At 69.4% G+C, this 19,705-nt stretch carries 19 protein-coding genes; 10 read left to right on the top strand and 9 right to left on the bottom strand.

The features are described from left to right. The first annotated feature begins 360 nt into the window (after nt 1–360). Entirely contained in the window at nt 361–1,389 is a 1,029-nt protein-coding gene (locus ABFT43_RS15715) for an ATP-binding cassette domain-containing protein (RefSeq protein WP_347961269.1), read from the top strand. Then, the gene (locus tag ABFT43_RS15720; RefSeq protein WP_347961270.1) at nt 1,386–2,231 is read left to right on the top strand and encodes an ABC transporter permease; all 846 of its coding nucleotides are present in this window, start codon (nt 1,386–1,388) and stop codon (nt 2,229–2,231) included. The genes ABFT43_RS15715 and ABFT43_RS15720 overlap by 4 nt, the downstream gene beginning before the upstream one ends. A gap of 48 nt (nt 2,232–2,279) precedes the next feature. Here the strand turns inward: ABFT43_RS15720 and ABFT43_RS15725 are convergent, their stop codons facing one another. Next, on the bottom strand, nt 2,280–3,443 hold the full coding sequence (locus ABFT43_RS15725; RefSeq protein WP_347961488.1) for an ROK family transcriptional regulator: 1,164 nt from the start codon (nt 3,441–3,443) through the stop codon (nt 2,280–2,282). A gap of 672 nt (nt 3,444–4,115) precedes the next feature. Between ABFT43_RS15725 and ABFT43_RS15730 the strand changes: the two genes are divergently transcribed. Further along, entirely contained in the window at nt 4,116–5,177 is a 1,062-nt protein-coding gene (locus ABFT43_RS15730) for a sigma-70 family RNA polymerase sigma factor (protein WP_347961271.1), read from the top strand. A gap of 67 nt (nt 5,178–5,244) precedes the next feature. Here the strand turns inward: ABFT43_RS15730 and ABFT43_RS15735 are convergent, their stop codons facing one another. Beyond that, on the bottom strand, nt 5,245–5,661 hold the full coding sequence (locus tag ABFT43_RS15735; RefSeq protein WP_347961489.1) for a VOC family protein: 417 nt from the start codon (nt 5,659–5,661) through the stop codon (nt 5,245–5,247). 134 nt (nt 5,662–5,795) lie between these two features. Here ABFT43_RS15735 and ABFT43_RS15740 point away from each other — a divergent pair, with 134 nt between their 5' ends. After that, nucleotides 5,796–6,503 carry a histidine phosphatase family protein gene (locus tag ABFT43_RS15740; protein WP_347961272.1) on the top strand — a complete coding sequence of 236 codons (708 nt, stop codon included), beginning with the start codon at nt 5,796–5,798 and terminating at the stop codon, nt 6,501–6,503. A gap of 144 nt (nt 6,504–6,647) precedes the next feature. Here ABFT43_RS15740 and ABFT43_RS15745 read toward each other — a convergent pair whose 3' ends face one another. The 5 genes from ABFT43_RS15745 to ABFT43_RS15765 form a co-directional block, all read right to left on the bottom strand. Next, nucleotides 6,648–7,391 (bottom strand): SDR family NAD(P)-dependent oxidoreductase, encoded by a 744-nt coding sequence (locus tag ABFT43_RS15745; protein WP_347961273.1) that lies wholly within the window; start codon nt 7,389–7,391, stop codon nt 6,648–6,650. Nucleotides 7,392–7,450: 59 nt separating this feature from the next. Further along, nucleotides 7,451–8,467 (bottom strand): phosphotransferase family protein, encoded by a 1,017-nt coding sequence (locus tag ABFT43_RS15750; RefSeq protein WP_347961274.1) that lies wholly within the window; start codon nt 8,465–8,467, stop codon nt 7,451–7,453. Next, entirely contained in the window at nt 8,464–9,678 is a 1,215-nt protein-coding gene (locus tag ABFT43_RS15755) for an acyl-CoA dehydrogenase family protein (protein ID WP_347961275.1), read from the bottom strand. Before ABFT43_RS15755 ends, ABFT43_RS15750 begins: the two co-directional genes overlap by 4 nt. A gap of 233 nt (nt 9,679–9,911) precedes the next feature. Further along, complete coding sequence (locus ABFT43_RS15760) at nt 9,912–10,559, bottom strand: TetR/AcrR family transcriptional regulator (RefSeq protein WP_347961276.1); 648 nt, start codon at nt 10,557–10,559, stop codon at nt 9,912–9,914. A gap of 29 nt (nt 10,560–10,588) precedes the next feature. Beyond that, nucleotides 10,589–11,290 (bottom strand): TetR family transcriptional regulator, encoded by a 702-nt coding sequence (locus ABFT43_RS15765; protein WP_347961277.1) that lies wholly within the window; start codon nt 11,288–11,290, stop codon nt 10,589–10,591. Nucleotides 11,291–11,376: 86 nt separating this feature from the next. Between ABFT43_RS15765 and ABFT43_RS15770 the strand changes: the two genes are divergently transcribed. Next, the gene (locus ABFT43_RS15770) at nt 11,377–12,330 is read left to right on the top strand and encodes an oxygenase MpaB family protein (protein WP_347961278.1); all 954 of its coding nucleotides are present in this window, start codon (nt 11,377–11,379) and stop codon (nt 12,328–12,330) included. A 216-nt stretch (nt 12,331–12,546) separates the two neighbouring features. On the opposite strand, the gene ABFT43_RS15775 is transcribed toward ABFT43_RS15770, so the two are convergent. Further along, nucleotides 12,547–13,839, bottom strand: coding sequence for an alpha-hydroxy-acid oxidizing protein (locus ABFT43_RS15775; protein WP_347961279.1), 1,293 nt, complete (start codon nt 13,837–13,839; stop codon nt 12,547–12,549). A gap of 52 nt (nt 13,840–13,891) precedes the next feature. Continuing rightward, nucleotides 13,892–14,185 (bottom strand): hypothetical protein, encoded by a 294-nt coding sequence (locus ABFT43_RS15780; RefSeq protein WP_347961280.1) that lies wholly within the window; start codon nt 14,183–14,185, stop codon nt 13,892–13,894. 131 nt (nt 14,186–14,316) lie between these two features. Between ABFT43_RS15780 and ABFT43_RS15785 the strand changes: the two genes are divergently transcribed. From ABFT43_RS15785 to ABFT43_RS15805, 5 genes are read left to right on the top strand one after another with little or no spacing between them, the layout of a single operon-like run. Then, nucleotides 14,317–15,462, top strand: a complete 1,146-nt coding sequence (locus ABFT43_RS15785) for a polyprenyl synthetase family protein (protein ID WP_347961281.1) — start codon at nt 14,317–14,319, stop codon at nt 15,460–15,462. Then, nucleotides 15,459–16,157, top strand: a complete 699-nt coding sequence (locus ABFT43_RS15790) for a monooxygenase (RefSeq protein ID WP_347961282.1) — start codon at nt 15,459–15,461, stop codon at nt 16,155–16,157. The genes ABFT43_RS15785 and ABFT43_RS15790 overlap by 4 nt, the downstream gene beginning before the upstream one ends. After that, complete coding sequence (locus ABFT43_RS15795; RefSeq protein WP_347961283.1) at nt 16,154–17,098, top strand: carotenoid biosynthesis protein; 945 nt, start codon at nt 16,154–16,156, stop codon at nt 17,096–17,098. The genes ABFT43_RS15790 and ABFT43_RS15795 overlap by 4 nt, the downstream gene beginning before the upstream one ends. Further along, the gene (locus ABFT43_RS15800) at nt 17,085–18,218 is read left to right on the top strand and encodes a glycosyltransferase (protein WP_457590164.1); all 1,134 of its coding nucleotides are present in this window, start codon (nt 17,085–17,087) and stop codon (nt 18,216–18,218) included. Before ABFT43_RS15795 ends, ABFT43_RS15800 begins: the two co-directional genes overlap by 14 nt. Beyond that, complete coding sequence (locus ABFT43_RS15805) at nt 18,215–19,702, top strand: phytoene desaturase family protein (protein WP_347961284.1); 1,488 nt, start codon at nt 18,215–18,217, stop codon at nt 19,700–19,702. Before ABFT43_RS15800 ends, ABFT43_RS15805 begins: the two co-directional genes overlap by 4 nt. The last annotated feature ends 3 nt before the right edge of the window (nt 19,703–19,705 follow it).

Consider the following 19,705-nt stretch of genomic DNA (forward strand, 5'->3'; position numbering starts at 1 on the left):
CGGACTCTGGGCTGCCCTGCACCCGCATCTGCGTGATTCTGCACCCTTGACCTCGACTCGGGTTTGAATTGTGGCGTGGGTCGGCACCCCGACCGTCGCAGTTCGGGGCGTCGCAGTCGGGGCGTCGCAGTTCGGGGCGTCGCAGTTCGGGGCGTCGCAGTTCGGGGCGTCGGAGTTCGGGGCGTCGGAGTTCGGGGCGTCGGAACGATGAATTCCCGGGACGGGCACGGTCTGCCCTCTCGCGATCGGTACGACCGCGACCACCACGCGCGGGTCGGCCCGAGACATCTCGCGGGACCATCCGCCGATCGCCGCAAAATCGTTCGACCCTGTCAGAACCCGCCGATACCGTGGAGAGTTATGAGCTCAGTCACAGCCCCCGCCACCGCACCCGGTGATGTCGCGACGCAGGACGTCGCGATCGAGGCCATCGACCTGGTGAAGCGCTTCGGCGACTTCACCGCGGTCGACGGAGTCAGCTTCACGGTGCCGAGGGGCACCGTGCTGGGCCTCCTCGGCCCGAACGGCGCCGGCAAGACCACCACCGTCCGCATGATGACCACGCTGTCACCGCCCACCAGCGGTACCGCGCGGATCGCCGGATACGACGTGCGGGAACAGCCCGGGATGGTCCGCCAGAACATGGGCCTGACCGGCCAGGCCGCCACGGTCGACGAGATCCTCACCGGTCGTGAGAATCTGCGGATGATCGGCGGTCTGTACGGCATCGGCCGCAAGACGCTCACCAAGCGTTCGGAACAACTGCTCGAACAGTTCTCGCTGAGCGAGGCCGGCGACAAACAGGTCAAGTCCTACTCGGGTGGCATGCGGCGTCGTCTCGACCTCGCGGTCAGCCTGATCGCGGCACCACCCGTGCTGTTCCTCGACGAGCCGACCACCGGGCTCGACCCGCGCAGCCGCACCGAGCTGTGGGATGTGTTGCGCGATCTGGTCGCGGGCGGCACCACGCTGCTGCTGACGACTCAGTACCTGGAGGAGGCCGACCAGCTCGCAGACGACATCGTCGTCATCGACAAGGGGAAGATCATCGCCCATGGCACGCCGCTGCAGCTCAAGGAACAGGCCGGCGCGGCCAGCCTGGTGCTGACCGTCTCGCGTGCCGAGGACCTGCCCGCCGCGGAGGCGCTGTTGCGCAAGAACGGCACCGAGGTGTTCGTCGACGCCCCCGCCCGGCGCCTGACCGCGGCGACCGGCGGCCTGGGCGATCTCCCCCGTGTCGCCGCATGGTTCGAGGAGAGCGGGATCGACGTGGACGACTTCGGACTGGCCCGGCCCAGCCTCGACGACGTGTTCCTCTCGCTCACCGGGCACCGCGCCACCGACGAAGACACCGCCACCGACACCACCGACGAGGAGATCTCCCGATGACCGCCACTGCCCACACCGATGCGGTGGTCGCCCAGGCCCCGCTCACCCATCCGACGACGCTATGGCAGCAGTCGTGGATCATGGTGAAGCGCAACATGATCCACACCAAGCGGATGCCGGAGATGCTCTCCGACGTCACGATCCAGCCGATCATGTTCGTGGTGTTGTTCGCGTACGTCTTCGGTGCGTCGATCCAGACCGACAGCGCGTCCTACAAAGAGTTCCTGCTACCCGGCATCATGGGCCAGACCATCGTCTTCACCGCGTTCATCGTCGCGTCGGGTATCACCGCCGATCTGGAGAAGGGCATCATCGACCGGTTCCGGTCCCTGCCCATCCAGCGGTCGTCGGTGCTCATCGGCCGCAGCATCGCGAGCCTTCTGCACAGCTCGATCGGCATCGTGGTGATGGCCGTCACCGGTTTGGCAATCGGTTGGCGCATCCGCGGATCGTTCCTCGAGGCGGTACTGGCCTTTGCGCTGTTGCTGCTCTTCGGATTCGCGATGATCTGGTTCGGCATCCTGATCGGATCGTGGCTGCGCACGGTCGAGGCCGTCAACGGGTTCATGTTCTCGACGCTGTTCCCGATCACGTTCCTGTCGAACGCCTTCGTGCCGACCGAGCCGATGCCCGCATGGCTGCGCACGATCGCCGAGTGGAACCCGATGTCATCGCTCGTCCAGTCACTGCGTGTGCTGTGGGGAAACGGCCCGGCGTTCGGCCCGGATGCCGCACTGCCGCTTCAGCATCCGGTGATCTCGACCCTCATCTGGGCGATCGCGCTGACCCTGGCCTTCGCCCCGTTCGCCCTCCGTGCCTACAACAAGCGCACGGCGGACTGAACGTCTCCCGGTCCCCCGGCGCGGAACACTCGGAGGGGTGCGACCCGCTCAGGCGGTCAGCGTGATCGCCTGCAGCGGGTCGCTGTAGATCGCGTCGAGCGACACCGCACCGGCGGCCTGCTGCTGGACGGTCGCACCCGAATGAGACACGCGCACATCGCGCTTCGGCGCGATCGAGGTCTCGCGGACCGCACGCGCCACGGTCGGCAGGGTCGCAGGGTAGTCGGTGAAGGCCTGCCCGCCCAGGATGATGTGATCCGGGTTAAAGATGTCGGCGATCAGTCCGACCGTGCGGCCGAGGACCCGGGCGCGCTCCTCGAGCAGCGCCCGTGCGGTCGCGTCACCGGACCGGGCGAGGGCGTGGATGCCCTCCACATCGGTGACCGAGAGCCCCAGTGCGCGAGCGGCTTCCACCACTCCGGTATCGCTCACCGCGGGCTCCAGCCGGCCGGTGCCGTGGGGATCCAGCAGCGTGGTCTGACCGGTCGGGAAGTGCCCGATGACCGGCGGACCGGCAGTCGGGGTGTGCACGGTGCCGCCGACGCTGAAGGCGATGCCCAGCATCTCGCGCGCATAGAAGTAGAGGAAACTCGACTGCTCGTCGTCGGGGTTGAGCACGAGTTCGGCGGCGGCCATCGCCTCCACATGCGACGCCACCGACACCGGCAGTCCCACGGACTCGGCGATGACGCGCCCGACCGGCGCGTTCTCCCAACCCAGACGCGGATGGTCGACGAAGCCCCCCTCGGCGACGCGGCCACCGAGGGCAACACCGGCCCAGAGCACGCGCTTGCCCGTCCACCGCTCGGCGAAGCGCCGGGCGCTCACGCCGATGGCGGTCAGGGTCTGCTCGGGCGACTCGGCAACCGGCGTCGGGATCTGGATCGCGCCGACGACGCGGTGCAGCAGGTCATGGGTGGTGATCGAGGTGACCTTGTAACCGATGTGGATACCCAGCGTCAGGAAGTCGGCGAGGTTGACCTCGAACGGCAGACGCGGACGGCCGATCGCGCCCGACGGGGCGAGGTCGGCGCGCTCACGGATGAGGCCGGCCTTCAGCAGCGCGCTGACCTGACGGTTCACGGTCGAGATCGACAGGCCGGTGCGCTCGGCGGCGTCATCGCGGAACAGCGGACCGGCCAGGCGCGCGGCCCGGAGGACCAGCGCGGCCGGCTTGGTCGACAGCTCCAGGTGCGGCGTCGCGACGTGCACCCTCGCGTCCCCCTTTCCGAGTCCGCGCCGGCCGACGGCCGCGCCGGGGGTCCGGCTCGGCGCCACCGGTGCGGGTACGGCTGACAACGGTAGGTTCTGGCGGTTCACCTGCGGTCCACGACGCACCGGGCGGGTCGTCGGCCGACGTGTGAGCGGGGTCGGAGCGGTACGCGGGCTACGGGCAGAGATGTCGGAAAGCGTTGCGGTCATGATCGTCCTCGTCGAGATGCCCCGCACTCAGATGGCGGGAAGGGGGTGGAATTGCTCGGAATCCGAAGATGAGCGACACCCCGTTCAGACGAGGCGTCGACTCAGCGCATTCGACGACAACAACAGAGAACGCGTGCGAGCGGCAGACGGCAACCCAGCGCGGTGGTCACGTAGGTGACCTCCGGCAGCTTGCGGTCGGCGCTCGTCATGCGGATCAAGTTAGCAACGGCGACCGCTCACGGCAAGCCCGTTCCCCCAGGTCACTGCGGTTCGGCCGCTGAGGGGTAGACGCGTGCACCGACGAAATTACCCCCATGTGGCCCGATGAGCACGGGTTGGACTCAGGCTGATTTCAACAGCCCGTACTGGGCGGACGCGACCTGCGGCGAAGCGAAATGCGGACCAAGGGCGCATTGTTCGTCGAGGGTCGAGTGTGTCACCGGTCGCCGGTAAATTGTGAGCATGACCACAACAGCGGGTGACGCTATTTCCGACGCCGAGTTCCTCCGGGCGGCCGAACCGTACCGGCGCGAGATCGTGGCGCACTGCTACCGGATGATGGGCTCACACCACGACGCCGAGGACCTGGCCCAGGAGACGTTCCTGCGCGCGTGGAAGGCCTACGACAAGTTCGACCACCGCTCCTCGGTCCGCACCTGGTTGCACAAGATCGCAACCAACACCTGCCTGACCGCGCTCCAGAGTTCCCAGCGCAGGCCGCTCCCGTCCGGCCTCGGCGGGGACGCCTTCGATCCCACCGACGACCTGCTGCAGAACCACGAGGTCCCCTGGCTCGAGCCGTATGCCGGGACGGTCGACGAGATCGCCCCGGGGGACGACGCCGATCCCGCCTACGTGGTCGGGGCGCGCGAGTCGATCCGCCTGGCGTTCATCGCCGCGCTGCAGCACCTGCCCGAGCGCCAGCGCGCGGTCCTGATCTTGCGCGACGTGCTGCAATGGCGTGCGGCCGAGGTCGCCGAGACCATCGGCGTCACCACCGCGACCGTCAACAGCCTTCTCCAACGGGCGCGCGAACAGCTCAAGAACGCGCGGCCCAGGGAAGAGGACGCCCGCGCGGACGCCTCCGTCCTCGACGACGCCGCCAAGCGCGAACTCCTGGCCCGGTATGTGTCCGCGTTCGAGCGTTACGACGTCGACGAGATCGCCGCCATGTTCACCGACAAGGCGATCTGGGAGATGCCGCCGTTCACCGGTTGGTACCAGGGACCCGAGGCCATCCGCACCCTCATCTCCCTCAACTGTCCGGCCGAGAAGGCCGGCGACCAGATCCTGCTGCCGACCGTCGCGAACGGCCAGCCCGCCTTCGGGCTCTACATGCGCGAGCCGGACGGCGTCCACCGACCGTTCCAGCTCCAGGTCCTCGACATCGATCCGGTCGCCGGCAAGGTCCGGCACACGGTCGCATTCTTCAGTCAGACCATGGAGGAGGACTTCGCACGGTTCGGACTGCCACCGACGCCCTACGACGCCCCGCAGCGCACCGCCCCGAGTCCCTGGCACTGAGTATCCCCGGCACCGAATATCCCGGCACCGGGTTTCCCCGGCACCGAGAGGTCCGGCAGTCGGGAATTCAGCCGTCCGGGGTCCGTGGGATCTGCGTCGGGTCCATCCACACCGCCTCCCAGGCGTGGCCGTCCGGGTCGCAGAAGCTGCGGCAGTACATGAAGCCGAGGTCTTCGGCCCGGCGCAGCGGCGCCCCGCCCGAGTCGAGCGCCGCGTCGACGAGCCGGTCGACGTGTGACCTGCTGTCCGCCGCAACCGACACGACCGCCTCCCGCGACACCGTCGACGCCGGAACCTCCGACGCCGCGAACCCGGCGAAACGGTGCCGTTCCATCAGGATCACCATCGCGCCGTCGTTGATCACCATGCAGACGGTCGCGTCGTCGCAGAACATGTCGTCGAAGTCGAAGCCGAGCCGCCCGAAGAAGCGGCGCGATCGCCGTACATCGGCCACCGGGAGATTGACGAACAGCATCGGCGCCACGGACGGCCTCCATCCGGTCGAGAACTCACCCCGGCCCGTGGTGGGGTCGCCGACGGTGCATCGGCGGCAGGGGGTCTTGCTCATACTGACCATCCCGTGTGGGCGAACTCATCGCCGTCGAATACTGTTCACGTATGGGCGTCATCTATCTGGTGCGGCACGGTCAGGCAAATGCGTTGGCGTACGGCGTTTCCGACGCCACCGACGACCTCCGGAACGGGCCCGGCGGACTCACCGCGACGGGTGACACGCAGGCCGCTCTGTCCGGGGCTTTCCTGGCCGGCCAGATCGAGGGTTTCACCGACGCCGTGAGTGGCGACCTGGCCCGTCAGAGCCAGACCCTCCACGGTGTTCTCGGCGCCTTCGACGCAAAGCCCGCGCCCCGCATCGATCCGGGCTGGAACGAATACTCGCTGCCGGCCCTGGTCGGCCATGCGTCTCCCGAGATGTTCCGCGACGGCCGCAACTACCAGCAGCAACTCGACAAGGGCCTGGCCGCCTGGATCGCGGCCGGAGACCACGAACCGGAGCCCGGGCCCGACGGCGGTCCCGCGGAGTCCTACCCGCAGTTCCAGGCGCGCGTGCACGACGCCGCGAAACGCGCGGTCGAGCGCGCCGGATCGGGCCAGACCGTGCTGATCGTCTCGTCGGCGGGCACCATCACCCAGTGGGTCGCCCAGCTGTGGGGCATTCCCGACGAGCAGTGGCCGGCCATGGCCCGCACGATGGTCAACGCGTCGATCACCAAGCTCATCGTCGGCCGGCAGGGCGTGTCGGTGGTGTCGTTCAACGAGCACGGACACCTCTCGGACCGATCCGGGGGCGTCGCGACGTTCCGCTGAGCCGGTTCCGAACGCGGGCCCGTCCGTCCTGAGGGCGACGTCGACCGGGCGAAGCGGGCACGCGTCGCAAATCGGGCCCCTCGACGCAGAAAGCGCCGGACCGCGACCCGTGATGGTTCTCGGCCCGGCGCTCTCGGGGATCGGTTACGCCCGATGCAGATTCGTCCCCGGACGGGTCAGCACCACGTTGGGCAGCACCGCGTACCGCGACAGCTGTGTGACCGAGTGCGCCACGACGGCGACGTCGGCCGCGGTGATCATCTCGTTCTTGGGGATCCGGTCCTTGAGCCAGTCCGTCATGTCGGTGGCCACGTAGCCGGGCGCGATGGTCGTCGCGCTGACGCCGTTCTCCGACTCCTCGAGGTTGAACGTCTCGCAGAGGGAGATCAGTGCGGCCTTGGTGGCACCGTAGGCAGACAGTTCCGGCTCCGGATAGACACCCGTGATCGACGCGACCGCAATGACTTTCGCGGTGCCATGCTGGTCGGCTGTCGCGCGCAGCGTCGGCAGCACCGACTGCAGCAGGATGTACGGCGCCCGCACGTTGACCTGGTAGAGCCGATCGAACCGTTTGACCGGCATCTCGGCGACGGTGCCCTTGGAGCCCATGCCCGCGTTGATGATCAGCGCATCGCATCGACCGAAGGCCTCGGTGTGCGCGGTACCGAGGGCCGTGACCGCATCGGTGTCGGTCATGTCCGCCGGCACCACCTCGACCCGGCCCGCGCCGCGCTCGCGCAGCTCTGCGGCCTTCTTCTCCAACGCTTCCCGACCGCGCGCACTGATGGTCAGGTCCCAGCCGTCGGCGGCGAAGCGTTCGGCGATCGCGGCGCCGATGCCGCGGGACGCCCCGGTCACCAGCGCGGACCGGTTGTTCTGGTCGGTCATGAGCTCTCTTTCCCCGTGGTGGTTGACGAATCCGTGGAACTGTCGGCGCTTTCCGAGGTTCAGCCGACGAGCCGGAGGCCCTCGGCGATGAAGACCGCGGTCGCCTCGGCCGCCCGCTCGGCGCCGTCTCCCGACGACGCACCCGACAGCGCGCGGTAGGTGATGCCCTCGGCGATCACGCCCAGCTTCAGGTTCGCCAGCCCCAGGTAGAAGTCCCAGTCTCCCAGATCCGAACCCGTTGCCGTGGAGTACTTCTGGGCGATCTCGTCGACCGAGGGGTACCGGTCGCTGGTCCACGCCGCAGAGAACCCGAGAACCCGGTCGAAGGCGCCGGTCCGGTACACACACATCAGCGCGATGTCGGTGAGCGGATCACCGAGCGTCGACATCTCCCAGTCGACGACGGCGGCGATACGGCCCGGGTCGTTCGCGTCGACGATGGTGTTGTCGACCCGGAAGTCGCCGTGCACCACAGACTCCCGCGCCTGTTCGGGAACTCGTTCGGACAGTTTCTCGACGAGCCGCTCGACGTCGGGCAGCTCGCGGGTCTTCACGTGACCCCACTGGCGAGCCCAGAGCTTCACCTGCCGCGCCGCGAATCCGGCGGGACGGCCGAACTCACCCAGCCCCACGGCCCGGTAGTCGACGGCGTGCAGATCCGCGAGCGTCTGCACGAGCCCGTCGATATTGGCCGCCACGTCGGCGTCGGAATACGAGGCGAGGTCCTCGGCGGTCCGCACCACCCGGCCGTCGACGAATTCGACGACGGTGCAAGGTGCTCCGATGATCGAGCCATCGGAGTCGAAGGCGACGGTCTTGGCGACCGGCACCGACGTCGATTGCAGGGCACTGGTCACCGCCCACTCGCGACCCATGTCATGGGCGGAGGGGGTGAGGCCACCGGTCGGGGGCCGGCGCGCGACCCACTTGGTGACGCCGTCGGTGACGGTGTAGGTGAGATTGGACTTGCCGCCGCTGATGAGTTCGATGGACAGCTCACCGGCCGGTTCGACGCCGTTGGCACGCAGCAGTTCGATGAGACGCCCGGTATCGAGGGCGGATTCGATGGAGGTCACTTCGCCTCCGCCGCAGCTCGGGCCTTCTTGGCGCGACCGACGGCACGGCGTGCGATCGCCCAGCGGTGGACCTCGGACGGACCGTCGTAGACGCGGAACGGACGCAACTCCTGGGCCAGACGCGCGATCGGCAGGTCAGCGGACATGCCGAGGCCGCCGCACATCTGCATGCTGCGGTCGGCGATCCGCGAGTACGCCTCGGCCGCAAAGGTCTTCGCAATGGAGGTCTCGTTGGAGGCGTGGTTGCCGAGGTCGAGTTCGTGACATGCCTTCAGCAGCAGCTGCCGCGAGGCGGCGAGATCGATCTCGTTGTCGGCGATCATCTGCTGGATCATGCCCAGGTCACCGAGCTTGCCGCCGAATCCCTCACGGCGCGAGACATAGTCGACCGCGACGTCGTGACAGCGCCTGGCCGCGCCGAGCCACCGCATGACATGGGTCATGCGGGCCGGGCCGAGGCGGACCTGTGCGTATCGGTAACCCTGGTCGACCTCGCCGAGGATGTCCTCGTCGGGAACGAAGACGTCTTCGAAGGTCACCTCGCAGTGACCGCCGATCATCGCCTTGTCGATGGTGTTGATGTGGCGGCCGACGGTGATACCCGGGGTGTCGGCGTTCGCCAGGAACATCGTGGCGCCGCCACGGTCACCGGGCGATCCGGAGGTGCGGGCCATGATGATGAAGAAGGCGGCGCCCTCCGCACCGGTGATGAAGTGCTTCTTGCCATTGATCTTCCAGCCGCCGTCGACGCGGACCGCCTGGGTGTTGAGCGCATCGGGGTCCGCGCCCGCGCCGGGGGCGGGCTCGGTCATCGCGAACGCCGAGCGCACCTCGCCGGAGGCGAGCGGGGCGAGGAACTTCTGCCGCTGCTCCTCGCTCGCGATGTGGTCGAGCATGTGCACGTTGCCCTCGTCCGGGGCACCGATGTGCAACGCGACCGGCCCGAAGGTCGAGTAGCCCGCGGCCTCGAAAACCGCTGCGCGGTCGGTCATGTTGAGCCCGAGTCCGCCGAACTCGACCGGAGCGTGCGGTGCGAAGATGCCCTCCGCCTTGGCCTTTGCGTTCATCTCCCGACGGATCTCGTCGCCGCCGGCCGCGGTGATGTCACCGTTGTGCGCCTCTTCGATGGGCAGCACGTGGTCGCGGATGAAGCGTTCGGTCTTCTCGACCAGCTCGACCACCTCGGGGTCGTGGCGCAGGTCTATGGGCATCGTGACTCCTTTGGCTGAACCGACGGGGATCCCCCCGACGCCGACCGAGCGATCGTTCGGCCGTCCATACATTGCCAGGCGAGACCATCCCCGGTCAAGGCCGGTCAGGTGAAAAACGTGCCCACCGCTCCTCCGGGGTCGGTACCCGACCAGTGCCAACGGGGTCGGTACCCGACCAGTGCCAACGGGGTCGGTACCCGACCAGTGCCAACGGGGTCGGTACCCGACCAGTGCTAACGGGGTCGGTACCCGACCAGCGCCCGGGCGAGCTGGAGATTCCGGTGGATCAGCTCGTCGGGGCCGAGCAGGCCGTCGAGCTTGAACCAGGTCGACACCCCGACGCACATCGTGGCGACGGCCCGCGCCGCATCCTTCGGGTACGGCGTGGTGAAGTCCCCGGCCTCGACGCCGGCGAAGACGATCTCGTCGACCATCCGCTGCTGCCGGTCGCGGTGACCGATGTACTTCGGCCGGTAGTCGTCGTCGAGGCTGCGGATCTCGGTCGACCCGACGAACGCCTGCTCGCGCCGGTACATGTGGAACCGCAGAAGGGATTCCACGACGGCGTCGAACTGCTTGACCGGTTCGGGACCGGCCTCGCGGATCGCCGCCTCCGATCGCGCCAGCAGATCGGTCATCGTGCGCTCCAGCAACCCCTGGAGCAGGGACTGCTTGGAGGGGTAGTGGTGATAGAGACCGGGGACCGAGAGGTTGGCACGCGCGGCGATCTCTCGAACGGACGTGCCGTGATAACCCTGTTCGGCGAAGGCCTCGAGGGCCGCGGCGAGCGGGACCGGGAGCTCGGGCTCGCCGTAGTCACGCCAGGATCCAAGAGGCTGCTTCGCCGGTCGGACGTCTGTTTCGCCGGTTCCGCTGCTCATGGGATCAAACATATCCTCTCGCCGCAGACCTACCCGGCATCGGCGCTGCCATCGGCCGGCGCCGCCTCCAGAATGTCCGCCGGCGACACGAGAAGCGCGACACTGAGATCGACCACCTCGGACCTGCCGAGTGGGACGTCGCCCTCGAGCCACGCCGCGAGCAGCCGGCTCAGACCACCCACCTGGTAGTGCGCCACGGCGGTCGCCTGACCGGCACCGACGTGCACGTCCACCAGGGTCGACGCGGACTGCAGCGTGAGGCCGGCGAACAACGCCGTCGACTCCATGCGCTTGGCCGCGATGACCGGGCTGAGCAATGCCTGGGAGAAGAGGAGCCGCCCCTTGCGCCGGTCCGCGTCGATGAGGTCGACGATCGCGGCGACCGCACCGGCGACCTTGGCGCGCATGCTCACGCCCTCCGCGAAGGCGGCCAGACCCGACGCCGCGATCTCCTCGATCACCTGGTCGTAGACGGTTTCGACCAACTGGTCGACGGACTCGAAGCTCTCGTAGAAGTAGCGGGCCGTCAGACCGGCGCGCCTGCAGACACCGCGCACGGTGACCGCCTCGGCCTCGTCGGCTCCGAGCAGGTCGAGCGCAGCATCGAGCAAGGCCGCACGCCGCCGTGCGACCCGGGTGTCCCCGCCCTCGCCCCCGTACGCACGGAGTGAGGCCGACGCATCGGGCGCGGCGGCGGGTTCGCCCTGTGGGGTCGACGATCCTCGTCCCATGGTTCCTATCTTGACACCCCGGTAAGTTGGGTGTCTCATAAAACGGGAAACAGACGTTTCCCGAATTCGAGCAGGAGGGGTGTTCGATGGCAACGGAGCCTATCACCAGCGGAAGTTCGGCCCTGTCACCACAAGAGCCCGACGTGACACCGGAGGTCGAGGAGTTTCTCGCAGCAGAGAAGCCCGACACCGAGTTCCTGCCGTCGACGGCCCGGATGTCCCGTGCCGAACTCGACGCGCTCCCCTCCGCCGAGGACCTGGATCCGCTCGGCATCGGCGTCCTCGCCGGCGCCGCGAACGTGATCATGCAACTCAGCCATCCGGCCGTCGGCTACGGCGTCTACGAGAGCAAGGTCGACTCCGGCAACCTGTTCAAGCACCCGCTCAAGCGCACCCGCACCACCCTCAGCTACCTCGCCGTCGCCGGGCTCGGCAGTGCCAAGGACCGCAAGGCCTACCGCAAGGCCGTCGGCAAGGCCCACGCCCGGGTCCGGTCGACCGCCGACAGCCCGGTCCGATACAACGCCTTCGACCCGAAGCTGCAGCTGTGGGTCGCCGCCTGCCTGTACAAGGGCACCGAGGACGTCCACCGCATCTTCGGCGGCATGACCGAGGTGACCGACGAGTTCTACCAGGCCGGTGCGGTGCTCGGCACCACCCTGCAGGTGCCGCGCGAGGCCTGGCCCGCGAACCGCGAGGCATTCGAGGAGTACTGGAACTCGACGGTCGAGACCCTCGAGATCGACCCGACCATCCGCGGGTACCTGATGAAGATCGCACGGGCGGAGTTCCTCGGCCCGGTCGTGACCGCCCTGTTCGGCTGGTACTTCTACATCCTGTCCGTCGGCTTCTTGCCGGAGGAGTTCCGCCGCAAGATGGATGTCCGGCTGTCGCCGTGGCAGGAGCTGTTCTTCGCCAAGCACAACGCCATCCTGGGCGCGATCATCCGGCGCGCGCCGCGATGGATTCAGCAGTTCCCGTTCAACGTGCTGCTCGCCGATGTCCGGTGGCGGATGAGGACGGGACGCCCGCTGGTCTGAACCGGCGCCGGAGTTCTTCCACGGCCCGCCCGCACCAGATTTCGCGGCCCGCCGCCGCACCAGATTTCGCGGCCCGCCGCCGCACCAGATTTCGCGGCCCGCCGCCGCACCAGATTTCGCGGCCCGCCGCAGAGCACTCACCTATTCGGGGTCTGGGGGACCCCGCGGGGGCAGGTGATGTGCCGCGGCGGGCCGCGATTCCATCCCCGCGCCCCGTCAGACCCGGCGCAGCGCGTCCCGGTCGAGGTCCGCGACGTCGCTGTGCCCGGCGAGGCCGAGGGTGAGGTCGAGCTCGGCGATGATGTCGGCGACCACGTCCCGGGCGCCGTCGGCGCCGGCGATGGCCAGGCCGTACATGTGCGGACGCCCGATGCAGGCGGCATCGGCGCCGAGCGCGAGCGCCTTGAAGACGTCCGACCCGGTGTAGATGCCGGAGTCGATCAGGACCTTGATTCGGCCGTCGACCACCGGGGCGATGTCGGCGAGCGCGTCGATCGTGCTGATCGCGCCGTCGACCTGGCGGCCCCCGTGATTGGACACCACGATGCCGTCGACACCGGCGTCCACGGCCCGACGCGCATCGTCGGGATGGAGCACGCCCTTCAGCACGATCGGCAGCTTCGTCCGATCACGAAGTCCCGCAAGGTCTTCCCAGCTCAGCGACGGCCGGGAATAGATGTCGAGGAAGGTCTGCACCGCGGCTCGCGGCTGCGGTGACAGCAGGTTCTTCAGGAACTTCCCGGGCGCATTCCTGGTGATGGACACGAGGGTGGCGATGGCGCCGAGAGAGATCTCCGGCCGTTCCTCGGCGGCGGCGCGGAGGCGTTCGGCCACGATGTCGACGAACCTGCCGTCGGAGGTGTACTGCGCGATGCCCTCGCCGCGCGCGAACGGCAGCGATCCGAGGTTGAGGTCCTGCGGCCGCCAACCGAGCATCGTCGTGTCGAGGGTGACGACCACGGCGTCGGCACCGACCCCCTCGGCGCGGGCGAGAAGGCTGTCGACGAGCTCGTCGTCGGTGGACCAGTAGAGCTGGAACCAGCGCGGCGCACCCGGGCGGACCTCGTCCATCGCGGCCGCCACGGTCTCCATCGGGACGCTGGCCTGATTCGAGAAGATGTACGGCACACCGAGTTCCGCCGCAGCATGCCCGATCAGCCGATCGGCGTCGGGCGCGGCGAGCGAGCCCGCTCCGACCGGCGCGAAGAGCACCGGTGCCGGGATGCGACGACCGAACAGCTCGATCTCGAGGTTGCGCTGCGAGACGTCCCGCAGGACGCGGGGCACGATCGCCCACCGGTCGAGGGCCGCACGGTTCGCGGCCATGGTGCGTCCCTCACCCGCGCCGCCCGCGATGTACGCCCAGGCCCGGTCGGACATCGTCTTTCGCGCGCGATGCTCGAGCTCCGCGAAATCGGTTGGCACACGTGGCTTCCGGCGATGCACACCGGCGGTGTAGATGTCGTTCTGCCGTGCGCGCCCGTATCCTCCGGTCCCCTGTTCCGTCATGGGTGCCGATCGTACGTGGCAACGATGCCCGACCGAACCGATTGCCGGACGGCTAGCGGGTCGCGATCGCGGTGACGCCCACCGACACCGCCGTCACCGCGGCCACCGACGGCCACGCGCCGATCTTCTTGGCCAGCGGGTGCGACCCGCCGAACGCCGCGAGATAGGTCGCGAGGAGCCCACCGGCGACGGCCGGGCCCTTCTTCCTGACCCACTGCCGGGCGCTCCAGGCACCTGCCGCCGCGAGCACCGCACCACCGAGTTCACGCCGTCCGCTGTATCGCGCCGCGGCGAATCCTCCCACCAGACCGATGGCCACCACGGGCACCGTTGCATCCACTGCCATGCCGTCCAACCTACCGCCGTGTCGGCGGCCACCGCGCTCACCGGCACCCATCCGGCACGTGTCAGGACTCCGAACACCGGGTACCCGCTTCCAGGCCACAACTCGGCCGCCCCCGCACGAAGGGCCTCGACATGACCCAGATCGCCGCGATCACCGACTCGTCCGTGCCGCACCGACCCGTCTCCGACGTCGGACTGCGCGCCGTCACCGACACCGCCGATCCGATCGCCGAGCTGCGCCGCGTCGACGACGTCCTCTCGGCACACCTCCGCCGGCATGCGGCCACGCTGCTCGAGGTCGGATCCGAACTGGTGCCCGCCGCCGAGGCCGTCGCCGAACGCATCACCGGTGGCAAACGGCTGCGTGCGGCGTTCTGTCTATGGGGCGCGCACGGTGCAGCTCACGGACGCCGGGTACCCGGCGCCGTCGAGTTGGCGTCGGCGATCGAACTCTTCCATCTCGCGGCCCTGGTCCACGACGACGTCATGGACGACTCCGACACACGGCGCGGCCTGCCCACCGTGCACCGGCTCTTCGCGCGCACGCATCTGGACGCGGCACGACGCGGCGACCCCGACACCTGGGGGACCGCGGTCGCGATCCTCGTCGGCGACATGTGCCTGTCCTGGTCGGACGATCTCGTCGCGGCCGCGGTCGACGACGCGGGGCGAGACGTCCGTCGCGCGGTACGCGACACCTGGACCGAGATGCGCGACGAGGCGTACGCCGGTCAGTACCTCGACATGCTGAGCCAGACCGAGGACCGCACCGATGCCGACCGGACCGAACGCATCCTCCGGTACAAGAGCGCGCGCTACAGCATCGGGCAGCCGCTCCGCCTGGGCGGGACCCTCGCCGGCGCGGACCCCACCCTGCTCGCCGACTACGACCGGATCGGACTCAGTGCCGGCGAGGCGTTCCAGCTGCGCGACGACGTCCTCGGGGTCTTCGGCGACGAGGCGGTGACCGGCAAGCCCGCGATCGACGACATCCGCGAGGGTAAGCGCACCATGCTCGTCGCGCTGGCCCAGGAGTCCGCGACGCACCGGGAGCAGAGGGTGATCGACGAATGCCTCGGCAATCCCGACCTCGATCCCGCCGGACTGTCGCGGATGCGCGACGTCCTGGAATCGACGGGAGCGCTCGAGCGGGTCGAGCAGCGCATCGTCGACCTCGCCGAGGACGCCTTCGGGCTCATCGCCACCGCGGCCGTCGACGAGCAGACCCGGCAGGCACTCTCGCGGTTGGTCGAACGCTGCGTGTGGCGGCGTTCATGACCATGCGTACGGCCCCGGTCGTCGAGCTCCGGGTCTGGGGCGTCGACCGGGCCCTGCCGGCGTTGCGTCGGATGGCGTCCGGCCGCCGGTCACTGCGCTCGACGCCGGGCCTGCGGTTCGCGAAGCTGCTCGGCACCGGAACGGCGCGGACATTCACCCTGTCCAGCGCCGATCTGCACCACTGGGCTGCGCTGACGGTCTGGGATGACGACGAATCCGCCTGTGCCGGAGCCCATTCACCCGTCGTGCGCCGATGGCGGGACGCGGCGACCGAGGAACTCCGTGTCATCCTCCGGCCGATGCGGGCGAGGGGTTCGTGGTCGAGGGCGGAGCCGTTCGGGCCGCCGCGTGAACCCGCGGCAGCGTGGTCCGGCCCGGTGGCCGCGCTGACCCGGGCACGGCTGCGTCCGGCCACGATGGCGTCGTTCTGGCGCGCGGTGCCCGCCGTCGCCACGGAACTCGCCGGCGCGCAGGGGAATCGGCTCGCACTCGGTGTGGGAGAGCTCCCGATCGGGGTGCAGGGCACGTTCTCGGTCTGGGATTCCACAAAGGACCTGACCGATTTCGCCTACCGCTCACCCGCGCACCTGTCGGCGGTGCAGCGCACCGAGCCCGCCCGCTGGTACGCCGAGGAACTGTTCGCCCGGTTCGCGGTCACCGACATCGGCGGAACGTATCAGGGGAGGACCGTATGAGTACTCACCATCTCCTGCCCGGGAGGACCGGAGCGCACGCGACGCTCGCCCCGACGTCCGAGGGGCGAAAGGTGACGGCTCACGGCGGCCCGGCGACCCCGGGCTCCCACCGCAACCCCCTCCGGCTCCTCCCCTGGCTGCTCGTGTCCGCCACCATCGCCGTGCAGATCGCCTTCCCCTTCACCGACGGTGGAACGCTCGCGCTCACCGTCGTCAGCGTCACCCTGCTCGCGTCGGCGTCGATCATCCACCTCGCCACGACCCACGGAGCCGGTTCCGCGGCATCTCTCGTCGTCATCGCAGGCGGCGGCGGACTCGTCGCCGAGGCGATCGGCGTGCGTACCGGATTCCCGTTCGGCACCTACCTCTACACCGATTCGCTGGGATGGAAGTTGCTCGACGTCCCGGTCCTCGTCCCGCTGGCCTGGATCATGATGGCGTGGCCCGCGCTCGCCGTGACCCGGCGTCTCATCCGCGCCGCGGGCCTCACCGGCGCCCGTGCACGCGCCGCCACACCGTTGGTCGGCGCGTACGCCCTCACCGCGTGGGACGTCTTCCTCGACCCACAGATGGTCGACCAGGGTCACTGGGCGTGGCGATACCCCACACCGTCCCTGCCCGGCGTCGCCGACATCCCGCTCACGAACTTCGCCGGCTGGCTCCTGGTCTCGTTCCTGATGCTCGCCGTCCTCGACCGCCTCGTCGCGCCGGCTTCGGCCCCCGACCAGACGCGACCGCTGGACGACGGAGTCCCGGTCACCGCCTACCTCTGGACGTATTTCTCCTCGGTGATGGCGCAGGCCGTGTTCTTCGGCCGCCCGACGGTCGCGGTCGTGGGCGGCCTCCTCATGGGCGCCATCGCCCTCCCCCTGCTCATGACGATCGTGCGCGCGCCGGCGTCCGTGATCGCCGAAACGGGGAGACACCGTGCGATTCCGTGACATCCGACGCCATGCGACCGTCGCGGCGACCACCATGTCGCTCGCCTCGCTCGCACTCACCGTCGACAACGCCCTCCGCGTCCGGCGCCCCGACCGTGGCGTTGTGGCAACACCCGAACCGCTGTCGGTGCTGATCCCGATGCGCAACGAGGCGGCCACCGCGACCCGGTGCCTCTCCGCCGTCCTCGAGGCCGCCGACCGCTGGCCCGGGCCGGTGCGCATCCTGGTTCTCGACGACGAGTCCGACGACGGCACAGGGGCTCTGGTGGCGGGGATGTCGGCGCTCGATCCGCGGATAGAACTGGTCGCGGGGGCACCCACGCCTCCCGGCTGGCTGGGCAAGACGTGGGCCTGTCAGCAGCTTGCCGACCGGGCGTCTCCCTACGGCGTCCTCGTCTTCGTCGACGCGGACGTCGTCGTCGAGCCGCACGCGTTCACCGCGTCGGTGGCGCTCCTGCGCGGCGCCGGTCTCGATCTGGTCAGCCCCTATCCCCGCCAGGTCGCACAGGGGTGGGCCGAACGCCTGGTCCAGCCACTGCTGCAGTGGTCGTGGTTGAGCACTCTCCCACTCGGACTCGCCGAGACCTCGCCGCGCAAGTCCCTGTCCGCCGCGAACGGCCAGTTCCTACTCGTCGATGCAGTGACCTACCAGCAGGCCGGTGGACACGGGGCGGTCCGCGACGTCGTCCTGGAGGACCTGGCGCTGTTGCGTGCGATCAAGGCGGCCGGCGGACGCGGAGTCGTCGCCGAGGGCAGCGCGGTGGCGACGTGCCGCATGTACGAGGGTTGGCGCGAAGTGCGTGCGGGATACCGGAAATCGCTGTGGTCGGCGTTCGGATCGCCCGCCGGGACCGCCGCGGTCACCGCCCTGCTGTGCCTGATGTACGTGGTACCCGCACTCGCAGCGCTCACCGGCTCTCGGGTGGGGACCGCCGGATACCTCGCCGGAGTGGCCTCGCGCGCGATGGCGGCCCGCTGCACCGGCGGCCGGACCTGGCCGGACGCCTTTGCACAGCCGCTCTCGATCCTGCTCTTCGCCGGTCTCGCAGCCGATTCCACGCTCGCCCATCGCAGCGGCGACCTCCGGTGGAAGGGACGCGTCCTGGAGGGCGTCCGGTGAGTGTCATCGTCGTCATCGGCGCCGGGGTGGGCGGACTCGCCGCCGCGATGCGGCTACAGCACGACGGACACCAGGTCACCGTGCTCGAGCAATCCGATCACGTCGGAGGCAAACTCGGCGTCATCGAGCGCGACGGTTTCGTCTTCGACACCGGGCCGTCGCTGGTCACGATGCCACAGGTCCTCATCGACCTGTTCGACGACACCGGGGCGACGATCCACGACCGGCTGCACCTCGAACGCCTGCCGGTCGCCGCCCGCTACCGGTTTCCCGACGGCACGGTCCTCGACCTGCCCGACACCATCGAGCAGATCCCGGACGCCCTCGACGTCACACTCGGTTCCGGCACCGGGCGGCAGTGGTCGTCCTTCCTGCAGCGCGCGGAGTCGATCTGGGACATCACCCACGGACCGTTCCTCGAATCCCCGATGAGTCTGCGGACGATGCTCGGCGGGATCGCGACCGCACGACAGGTGCGGACCGTCGCACCCTGGCGCTCGCTGCGGGGCCTGGGCTCCGACCACCTCCACGACTCGCGTCTGGCGATGCTGCTCGACCGATACGCCACCTACACCGGATCCGACCCGCGCCGGGCTCCGGCGGCCCTCGCGTCGGTGCCGTGGGCCGAGCAGAAGTGGGGATCTTGGTACGTCCGAGGGGGTCTCGGCCGGATCGCCTCCGCGATGCGTGACCGGTTCCGCGAGCTGGGCGGAACTCTCGAGCTCGGTGTCGAGGTCGCACAGGTGTCGACCGACCGCCACGGCCGGGTCGACGGCGTCGTGCTCGGCGACGGCAGCATCCGCACCGCCGATCTGGTCGTCGCGAATGCCGATGCGCGACAGGTGTACGTCCGGCTGCTCCCGCGCGCGCCACGTCTCCCCCGTGCCCTGCTGAGACGTTCGACGCCGTCGCTGTCGGGGTTCGTCCTCCTGCTCGCGCTCGACGACCCGCCCGCCGGCCGGCCCCACCACAACGTCTTGTTCGCCGAGGACTACGACGAGGAGTTCGATGCGGTCTTCGGGCTCAACGGCCCGCCGCGGCCGGTGGCACGTCCGACCGTGTACATCTCCGCGCCGGACGATCCCGAGATCGTGCCACGCCCGGGGACCGGCGCCTGGTTCGTGCTGGTGAACGCTCCGCGCCACGATCCGGGCCGCGGCGTGGACTGGGATGCAGAGGGCTTGGCGGAGCGGTACGCCGACCAGATCATGGCCGTGATGTCCGATCGCGGGCTCGACGTCCGCGACCGGGTGCGTCATCGGATCGTGGTCAGCCCCGCGGACCTCGAACGTCGCACGATGACACCGGGCGGGTCGATCTACGGGTCGTCGTCCAACGGTCCGCGCGCCGCGTTCCTGCGGCCGAGGAACACCTCACCGGTGCCGGGGCTGTACCTGGTCGGCGGGTCGTCGCATCCGGGTGGCGGGCTACCGCTGGTGATGCTGTCGGCGAAGATCGTGGCGGGGTTGATCGCGGCGCGGTGAGGA

Source organism: Gordonia aurantiaca, from assembly GCF_039939235.1.
GTDB lineage: Bacteria > Actinomycetota > Actinomycetes > Mycobacteriales > Mycobacteriaceae > Gordonia.